Origin of the sequence: Aeromicrobium panaciterrae (assembly GCF_031457275.1) — a bacterium.
GTDB lineage: Bacteria > Actinomycetota > Actinomycetes > Propionibacteriales > Nocardioidaceae > Aeromicrobium > Aeromicrobium panaciterrae_A.
On the sequence record NZ_JAVDWH010000001.1, the window covers coordinates 1908339 to 1917363 of the forward strand.

Below are 9025 nucleotides of genomic sequence, written 5' to 3' on the forward strand. Positions count from 1 at the left end.
GAATTCTTGGTGCTCGTTGCCCGTTCACATCAGTACAGACTCTGATGGGAGGCGTTCAGTTGAATACCAAGACCGAAGGCAAGGACAGCGTCGGCATGTACCTCGCCGAAATCGCTCGCACTCCCCTGCTCGACGCCGCACGTGAGGTCGAGCTCAGCAAGACCGTCGAGGCCGGACTCTTCGCCCGCCACCTCCTTGCCGAGGGCCGCGTTGGCCGTCGCAAGGGTGGAGCGCCGAAGTTCGCCACCGAGGAAGAGCTCTCCTGGCTTGCCGAGCAGGGCGATCTGGCCGTACAGGAGTTCATCCAGGCCAATCTCCGACTCGTCGTGTCGATCGCCCGCAAGTACGGGCGCTCGGCCATGCCGATGCTTGATCTGGTCCAGGAGGGCAACACCGGCCTGATCCGCGCCGTCGAGAAGTTCGACTACGCGAAGGGCTTCAAGTTCTCCACGTATGCCACCTGGTGGGTACGTCAGGCGATCACCCGCGGTATTGCCCAGCAGGCACGCGTCGTACGCCTCCCGGTGCACGTTGTCGAGGAGCTCAACCAGGTGACGGCTGCTCGCCGCAACCTCGAGCGCCAGCTCGGCTACGACCCCGAGCCGCAGGAGATCGCTCTCGAGCTCGGCATGGATATCGACCGCGTCATCGACCTGATGGCCTGGGGACGTGACCACGTCAGCCTCGACTCCCCCGTGGATGAGGACGGCGACACATCGCTCGGTGACCTGATTGCCCGCGAGACATCACCCGGCCCTGACTTCGCCGTCCTCGACGACGAGTCACGCCAGCTCATCGCGACGCTGGTCGATCATCTTGGCGAGCGCGAAGCCGACATCGTACGAGCGCGCTACGGCCTGCTTGACGGACGTCAGCAGAAGCTTGCTGACATCGGCAAGCGTCACGGCATCTCAGCCGAGCGCGTACGTCAGCTCGAGCGTGAAGCCCTGGCAACCCTGCGCCGAATCGCTGATCCGGACATCGCTGCCTAGTTGGACGTGCTGTCCTTGCCGGCAGCTCTGAGCACGAGCTCGTCCCAGATCCCCCCGACGATGGAGTCGAGCTCGTCAATCGGACCGGTGTTGTCGATCACCAGATCGGCGGCACCGGTCCGTACTTCTCGGGAGGCCTGTGTGGCGATACGAGCCAGCGCCTCATCCTCGGTCATGCCACGCGTCGACTTGAGCCGTTCGACCTGCACCTCAACCGGTACGTCGACGACGATCACAACCTCGCAGTAGGCGGCAGCGCCCATTTCCACAAGTAGCGGGTTGTCGTGAATGACGATCGCATCCTCGCCCGCAGCAACCTGTCGCTGGACTGCGAGGTCACGGATCGCGGGGTGGGTGATGCCTTCGAGGTCCTTGCGCGCATCGGCGTCAGCGAACACAACGGCACCGAGGGCAGGACGGTCGAGAGTTCCGTCGGGTGCAATCACGCCTGGACCGAATCGATCAGCGATTGCCTGAAGGGCAGGGCTGCCAGGCTCCACGACGTCACGAGCGAGCTTGTCGTAGTCGATGATCACGGCCCCGTGAGACGCCAGGAGCGCACTCACACTGCTCTTGCCCGAGCCAATTCCACCGGTGAGCCCGACCGTCAGCACGCGCAGATCCCTACTGTGCAGCGTTGCCGTAGGTGGTGACGTGCACGTGGTCCATGTGGTTGGCCGTGGCTCCACCGCGATTGCTCATCGCGCGCCAGGCGCCAGAAGTGGACGGACGCCAGATGTGCTGGTGCCAGATGATGTATTCGATGCCCAGCTCGGCGCGGTGCGCCTGCAGGAACTCGGCGATTTCGTAACCAATCGGGTTGCCCGTACCGACCATGATGTCGAGCGCCTGGCCAGTGGCGTGCTCGCCGCGGCCGGCGACGCCGCCGTAGCGAGTGACGCTCGGGAACAGGAGACATACGGCGCGGTGGACCTTGATCGTGTCCGGGCGCAAACCGCGCTCAGAACCGGATCCGGAAGCACACGGGGCTGTGCCCAGCGGCATGTCCTTGGCGATCCCCTTGGCAAGAACCCAACGAGGCAGGTCCTTGTGGATGACCTGCGCCCAGTCGCCATCGGTGACGCCAGTGACGCCGACCTTGTCGCCAACTGCCAGCTTGGCGAGGACGGGCGACTTCTCGCCAGCCGCGGCATGGACCTCAAGGACCTGCTGTGCGTACTGGTGATCCTTGACGAGCTCGTCGGCAGCGGCTTCGTTCAGCACCGGTGCGCGGTCAGCGCTACGGCTGACGTCCGGAGCGCCCTGGTCGATCGACGCGGCGATCAGATCAGGCTTGGACGAAGAAATCGAGGGAAGGTCATCGCTGAGTGCGGCTGCCGTACCGGCCGTAACAACGGCCATCATCCCGATTGTCGGGATGATGTGCGAAGCAACGCGTCGCCCGATTGCGGGCCTTGCAGCATGCCTGTGGCGTGAAACTGCCACGGTATGACCACCTAGGGATTGACGACTGTCGGATCAACTATCGAGTGAACCATACTTCGTCGGGCGGTTCACATTCATCGCAACATCGCCCGTGTAGCGGGTGACAGAGGTCACGAACGGCCCGGTTTGGCAGCAAGATTTTGCGCGGTGGCCCGTTTTGGGCTTGCCTCGCCCGCTGGATCGTCCCGTTCGGCTTCCTCTGGAGCTGCGAAACGCTCGGCAACCCACGCGGCAACGATGCCGACCAGCAGTCCGGCAATCACGTCTGACACGTAGTGCCAGCCGAAGTAGACCGTTGCAATCATGGTGATCACCAGGAACACGCGCAGCGCCTGGACGAGCGCTCGATGCAGTCCGGCGCGATGGGCGACGATGCACGCGGTCGTCGCGATCGCGACGTGGAGCGAGGCAAACGCTGCAATGTTCTGGACCGTATGCGTGTTGGCGGGATCAGCGAGAACCTGGAGTCGTTCTGTCCACATCGACTGCTGGAGCGACGTAGTGCCGGTCTCTGCCAGTCCTGCGAAGTCTCCCGGCCGATCGTAGATCGGACCAAGCGTTGGCAGCGCAAAGTTGAGGATGACGCCCATGATCCAGTCGAGCGAAACCGCCGTGACCCACCATGAGCTGACGCGGTCCCGACGAGCCCATACGAGTGCGACGGCCAGGGATGCCGGCAGCGCCACGATCCACACGATGTAGAAGAACGAAAGCACGTGCGCCGCAATGTCGGTGCCGAGCACATCATGGAGCAGCACGGCCGGACGATGACCGGCAAACATTGCTTGGTCGAGTCGATCGAGCTGTGTGTCATAGAGCTCGCCGTTGGCGAACGGCACCATGCCCTTGAGGTTGCGGATCGAGGCGTACGTGACGTACCAGCCGATCAGTCCCACGAGCATGAACCGCAGGCTCGCGAGCTGCCAACGCTCGCGCGCGACCTCAACAACGGATTCGCGGATGGATCGCCATGTAGAAGCACGGATGATCGCGCGCGGCACGATGTCGAGAAGCAGTGCGAGCAGGACGATGGCAGGCAGTCGAATGAAGGTCGGGCCAGTCGAGCCATCAGGGTCGCGCAGCGGTAGGTCGCAGTACCACGCAACCATCGCCGCTGCGATGAAACTCGCAACCGCCAGCGCGCTACTGAGCTCTAGACCTGTTCTGCGCACGACTCGAGGGTAACCGTTTTGGCGTCCGAGTTGCAGCGTGGGTACGGCGCGCACCTACGCGCCGACCCCGACGGGCTCGATGCTGCTGAACGTCTTGCGGTACTGCTGCGGGGTGGTCCCCCGCGCAGCAGTGAAGTGGTGTCGCAACGTTGCTGCGTTGCCAAATCCGACCCGGGTGGCAATCTGTTCGACCGCGAGATTGGAGTTCTCGAGCATCTCCTCTGCGAGGTGTAGACGCTGTGTCGTGAGCCATTGCAATGGCGTCGTTCCGGTCTCGTCGCGGAAGCGTCGCGCGAACGTACGCGGCGACATGTGGGCCTGAGCTGCGAGCCGTTCGACCGAGAGTGGCTCCTCAAGGTGGTCGACCGCCCACGCCAGCAGAGGCGAGAGGGTGTCGCACTCGGTCTGTCCCATCGGTGTCCGCACGAACTGTGCCTGTCCGCCATCACGGTGCGGGGGTACGACGATGCGGCGCGCTGTCGTTGCCGCAACCTTGGCACCGAACGTCTGTCGCATCAGGTGCAGAGAAGCGTCAATGCCGGCTGCAGCTCCAGCACCAGTCAGGATGCTGCCGTCCTGGACGTAGAGGACTTCGGGGCGCACGATCGCCTTCGGGTACATCCGCGCAAGACGGTCGCCATAGCGCCAATGGGTTGTGCACTCGCGTCCATCGAGCAAACCTGCCTCGCCGAGCATGAATGCCGCCGAGCAGTGGGCGTAGATGATCGCGCCCCGATCAAACGCAGCGTTGGCGACGTCCATGACCAATGGATCGTGTTCGAGGAACTCGTGCTTGGGCGAGAAGCACACGAGATCGGCGTCCAGCGTCGCCTCGAGGCCCAGCTCGACGTGCAGATCGAAGCCGGCCCGACCTCGCACCCGTCCGGGGCGAGGCGTGCACACGCGGAAGTCGAACACGGGATTGTCGTCCTCTGGGTGATAGGGCTCGCCCCACACCTCGCAAATCGATCCGAGGCCAAAGGGCTCGGCACCGTCCTGGACGATCACGGCAACTGTCTTCATGCGCCGAGCCTTCCACAGATGTGGCAGTAAATCAACGGACACTGGCATTACTGCCACTGGTGGCGGTATCTGTACAGGAGCAGAATTACTGCCATGAACATCGTGCTGATCGTCCTCCTGGTGACTGCCGCTGGAGCTGTGCTCACTGCACAGATCCGCAAAGACGGGTATGGCTCCCGCCCCGCTCCTCGAAGCCACTACGACTACTTCGAGGCCAACTCCCTCACGAATTGACCAACCTCCGGAACGCAAGAACCCCCGATCCAGTGGATCGGGGGTTCTTGTTTTTGGAACGGTGCTTACTCAGCGCCGCCCGTGAGCTTCTCGCGAAGTGCCTGCAGGGCCTCATCGGAGGCAAGCGAGCCCTCCTGCTGAGGAGCGTCCTCACCGGCAGCTGTGTCGGAGGAGTAGTTGGCAGCTTCGCTGGCTTCAACTCCGGCCTTCTCAGCCTCTTCGATCTGCTTCTTGTGCGCTTCCCAGCGCTCGTGAGCCTCGGCGTACTGCTTCTCCCAGGCAGCGCGGGCTTCGTCGAAGCCGTCCTGCCATTCGCCGGTCTCAGGATCGAAACCGTCGGGGTAGATGTAGTTGCCATCGGCGTCGTAGGACGACGTCATGCCGTAGAGCGTCGGGTCGAAGTCGTCGCCGACTGAAGCCTCGGTCTCGTTGGCCTGCTTGAGCGACAGCGAGATACGGCGACGCTCAAGGTCGATGTCGATGATCTTGACCATGACCGAGTCACCGATCTGGACGACCTGCTCGGGGATCTCGACGTGACGCTCGGCGAGCTCGGAAATGTGCACCAGGCCTTCGATGCCCTCTTCGACGCGAACGAACGCACCGAAGGGAACGAGCTTGGTGACCTTGCCGGGCACGATCTGACCGATCTGGTGCGTACGGGCGAAGTGCTGCCACGGGTCTTCCTGCGTCGCCTTGAGCGACAGCGAAACACGCTCGCGGTCCATGTCGACGTCGAGAACCTCGACGGTGACCTCATCGCCAACCTGAACGACTTCGTTCGGGTGGTCGATGTGCTTCCAGGACAGCTCCGACACGTGGACGAGTCCGTCGACGCCACCGAGGTCCACGAAGGCACCGAAGTTGACGATCGAGGAGATGACGCCCTTGCGGACCTGGCCCTTGGTGAGCTCGGTCAGGAAGTTCTGGCGAACGGCCGACTGAGTCTGCTCGAGCCAGGCACGGCGCGACAGGACCACGTTGTTGCGGTTCTTGTCGAGCTCGATGATCTTGGCTTCGATCTTCTGACCGATGTACGGGTCGAGGTCGCGCACGCGGCGCATCTCGACGAGCGACGCAGGCAGGAAGCCGCGCAGACCGATGTCCATGATCAGGCCGCCCTTGACGACCTCGATGACGGTTCCTTCGACAACGCCGTCTTCAGCCTTGATCTTCTCAATGTCGCCCCAGGCGCGCTCGTACTGTGCGCGCTTCTTGGACAGGATGAGACGACCTTCCTTGTCCTCCTTCTGGAGAACGAGGGCTTCGACGCTGTCGCCAACCGAGACGACGTCATTGGGATCGACGTCGTGCTTGATGGAAAGTTCGCGGGAGGGGATAACACCCTCGGTCTTGTAGCCAATGTCGAGGAGGACTTCGTCCCGGTCGACCTTGACGATGATGCCTTCGACGATGTCGCCATCGTTGAAGTACTTGATGGTCAGATCGATAGCGGCGAGGAAGTCTGCCTCAGAGCCGATGTCGTTGACCGCAACCTGCGGTGCAGGTGGAGTTGCGATGCTGCTTGTCATATAGGAATTGCTCCGTTGGATGGGTGGAATTGTTGGGCACGCATGAAAGCCCTTGGATCGTGATGCCGAGGAGATGAGCCCGACAGGGCGACGAGTACAAACCCGCTAGGTCCGAGGTCTATACAGACGTTCAGCGCACCTACAAGCGTACGGGACGAGGGCCTTCAGCGCGAAGTCGGGGCAAGGAAAGCAGCGAGGGCACGTGCGTACAGGTCAACATCGTCGGCACCCATCAGTTCGCGTGCCGAGTGCATCGCCAGCTGTGGTGCCCCCACGTCGACCGTCAACATGCCCGTGCGAGCCGCGCTGAGCGGTCCGATGGTCGATCCGCACGGGAGATCGGCGCGGTGTTCGTACCGCTGCAATGGCACGTCTGCCTGCTCGCACGCCCGAACGAATGAGGCAGCGCCAGCGGCGTCGGTGGCGTACCGAAGGTTGACGTTGACCTTGAGTACTGGTCCCCCGCCCACCGTGATGCGGTGCAGCGGCTCGTGACGGTCGGCGTAGCTGGGGTGCGTCGCGTGGGCCATGTCGCCGGATGCGCACACAGAAGCGGCTATTGCGCGGTGGTAATCGTCACGGGTGCCGCCTGCTGCCAACACGATCCGCTCGAGGACGGTCGCGAGCAGATCGGACTGAGCGCCACGCTCAGACACGCTGCCGACCTCTTCGTGGTCGAACAGCGCGAGCACTGGGCGTACTCCTGCCACCGGCTCAGCGCTGAGGAGCGCTTGGAGGCCGGAAAAGCAGGTCACCTGGTTGTCGAGGCGTGGGGCCGACACCAGGCCCGATTCGGATCCCGTGAGGCGGCTGGGCGAGGTGTCATGGGTCATCAGCTCGAATCCGGCGATGTCATCGCTCGCGACGCCAGCCTGGTCGGCGACCCAGTCAAGGAACGTCCCAGCTGCTGTCGACCAGATCGCGTTGACGTGCCGCTGTGGATCGAGTTCGACGCTCTTGCGCTCGGCCGACAGGTGGATCGCAAGCTGCGGGACCCGCAGGATCGGCTCGTTGACGTGCACGAGCGCGAAGCTGCCGTCCTTCAGAGCCAGCCGGCCGGCAATGCCGAGGTCACGGTCGAGCCATGAGTTGAGCCACGCCCCGCCATACGGTTCGAGCGCGACGACGCCGAGCCCATCGCTTGTCAGGTCGTGGTGCTGCTTGAGGCGGAGATTGGGGCTGTCGGTATGACCGCCGACCACTCGAAAGCCATCCGCTGGAGCGGTGCTCGCCTCAGTCGACCACGCGACGAGCGAACCGCCGCGTACGACGTAGTAGCGACCTTGGTCAGCAGGCCACTCGTCACGCTCGTCGAGCTGCACAAATCCCCCGGCATCGAGCCGGGCTGCCACGGTCGCGCAGACATGGAACGGCGTCGGCGACTGGTCAACGAAGGTGCACAAATCGGCGGCAGCGGCGAGAACCATGGCACCACCCTAGATGCGCCGGACGCACGAGTGCCGCGCCCCTTAGGGGACGCGGCACCAGTGGTGGAAGGAAATCGGGTCAGCGTGAGCCGACGAGCTCTCCCTTTTCGACCTTGCGAGCGCCAGCGGCGTTGCCGCGACGGCTCATCAGACCAACTGCGATGAGCACGAGGCTCAGGATTCCGCCGTAGACGGGGATCCAGGTCTTGACGGCCGTGAGCAGCATTGCCTTGCTCTTGTACTCGTCGACGACCTTCTGGGTCTGTGCATCGGTGTAGCCGAGTGTTGCCTTGGTCGTCGTCAGAACACGCTCACCGTTGAGCTCGAGGTAGCTGTCCTGCGCCGTCTGGCCCACGATGACTACGCCCGTGACCGGGTCGACGCTGTACGTGCTGATGCTCGAGTAGATGCGATCAGCGGTGACGGTGGCCTCGTCAGATCCGACAAGGTCGCCGGGCACATCGATCGTGCCGGTCTTGACCGGCTCGATGACCTGCTCGTACTTGTAGACCTTCATGCCTTTGACCTTGCCCTCGCCGACGTACGTGGCGGGGGTTGCCTCGCGCAGTGTGCCGTCCCAGAACTGGTACGTCTTCTTCTGCGCATCGAACGGGAACTTGAAGTAGAGACCCTCGAACGAGAACGGCTTGGTGATTTCACCGTCGGCCTCGCTACTGGTGTCTTCGTACTCCACGGTCTCGCCCGTGTTGGCATCGAACGCCACGCGGTCAGTTGTGCCGCTCAGCGGTGTCTCACCGCTGCCACAGTTGAAGTCCGGTGTGTCGGTGCAGTCGTAGATGTTCCAGACTGCAACGTCCTTGCCGAGCTTTTCGCTGGCCTTCTTGCTGGCCTCCACGTCACCCGTGACGACCTTGGTGTTGGCCAACGGGCCGTTGGTGATCTTGAGACCTGCAGCGACGTCAAGGTACTCAGCGTCGGCCCCTGGCGCCGTGCTTGAGTGACTGGTCGTTTCAGTGTTCAGAGGTACGACCGCGAGGCGGTCATACATGTAGAACTTGGACAAGCCGGCGAGTGCCAGCAAAAATGCGCCCAGAAAAAGCGCAGACGTCCCGAATTTTTTTCCCACAGTGGGCTCCCTCCACCTGTATTAATCAGCACAACTTTACCAGTGAGGGGGGTCACTACTTGCCCATACGAACGTTGCCGTTTGATGACGATTCTCACGAGACTTTCGGCGT

At 63.0% G+C, this 9025-nt stretch carries 9 protein-coding genes; 2 read left to right on the plus strand and 7 right to left on the minus strand.

What is annotated here, in order from left to right; translation table 11 throughout:
* Positions 1-44: 44 nt before the first annotated feature.
* Positions 45-992, plus strand: a complete 948-nt coding sequence (locus J2X11_RS09775; RefSeq protein ID WP_396127854.1) for an RNA polymerase sigma factor RpoD/SigA — start codon at positions 45-47, stop codon at positions 990-992.
* Here the strand turns inward: J2X11_RS09775 and coaE are convergent.
* The 4 genes from coaE to J2X11_RS09795 all read right to left on the minus strand — a co-directional run bounded on the left by coaE (position 989) and on the right by J2X11_RS09795 (position 4633).
* Positions 989-1606 (minus strand): dephospho-CoA kinase, encoded by a 618-nt coding sequence (gene coaE / locus J2X11_RS09780; RefSeq protein ID WP_309970101.1) that lies wholly within the window; start codon positions 1604-1606, stop codon positions 989-991. The two genes, J2X11_RS09775 and coaE, sit on opposite strands and share 4 nt — an antisense overlap.
* Before the next feature lie 10 nt (positions 1607-1616).
* Entirely contained in the window at positions 1617-2354 is a 738-nt protein-coding gene (locus J2X11_RS09785) for an SH3 domain-containing protein (protein ID WP_309970104.1), read from the minus strand.
* 194 nt (positions 2355-2548) lie between these two features.
* The gene (locus J2X11_RS09790; RefSeq protein WP_309970107.1) at positions 2549-3610 is read right to left on the minus strand and encodes a phosphatase PAP2 family protein; all 1062 of its coding nucleotides are present in this window, start codon (positions 3608-3610) and stop codon (positions 2549-2551) included.
* A gap of 54 nt (positions 3611-3664) precedes the next feature.
* A complete protein-coding gene (locus tag J2X11_RS09795; protein WP_309970109.1) occupies positions 3665-4633 on the minus strand; it encodes a GlxA family transcriptional regulator in 969 nt (322 codons plus the stop codon).
* Between the two features lie 93 nt (positions 4634-4726).
* Here J2X11_RS09795 and J2X11_RS09800 point away from each other — a divergent pair, with 93 nt between their 5' ends.
* Positions 4727-4867 (plus strand): hypothetical protein, encoded by a 141-nt coding sequence (locus J2X11_RS09800; RefSeq protein ID WP_309970112.1) that lies wholly within the window; start codon positions 4727-4729, stop codon positions 4865-4867.
* Between the two features lie 65 nt (positions 4868-4932).
* On the opposite strand, the gene rpsA is transcribed toward J2X11_RS09800, so the two are convergent.
* From rpsA to pgfA, 3 genes are all read right to left on the minus strand, one after another.
* Positions 4933-6399, minus strand: a complete 1467-nt coding sequence (rpsA, locus tag J2X11_RS09805; protein ID WP_309970115.1) for a 30S ribosomal protein S1 — start codon at positions 6397-6399, stop codon at positions 4933-4935.
* 164 nt (positions 6400-6563) lie between these two features.
* Positions 6564-7826 (minus strand): M18 family aminopeptidase, encoded by a 1263-nt coding sequence (locus J2X11_RS09810; RefSeq protein ID WP_309970117.1) that lies wholly within the window; start codon positions 7824-7826, stop codon positions 6564-6566.
* 79 nt (positions 7827-7905) lie between these two features.
* Positions 7906-8913, minus strand: a complete 1008-nt coding sequence (gene pgfA / locus J2X11_RS09815; protein ID WP_309970120.1) for a cell envelope lipid trafficking protein PgfA — start codon at positions 8911-8913, stop codon at positions 7906-7908.
* Positions 8914-9025: the final 112 nt, after the last annotated feature.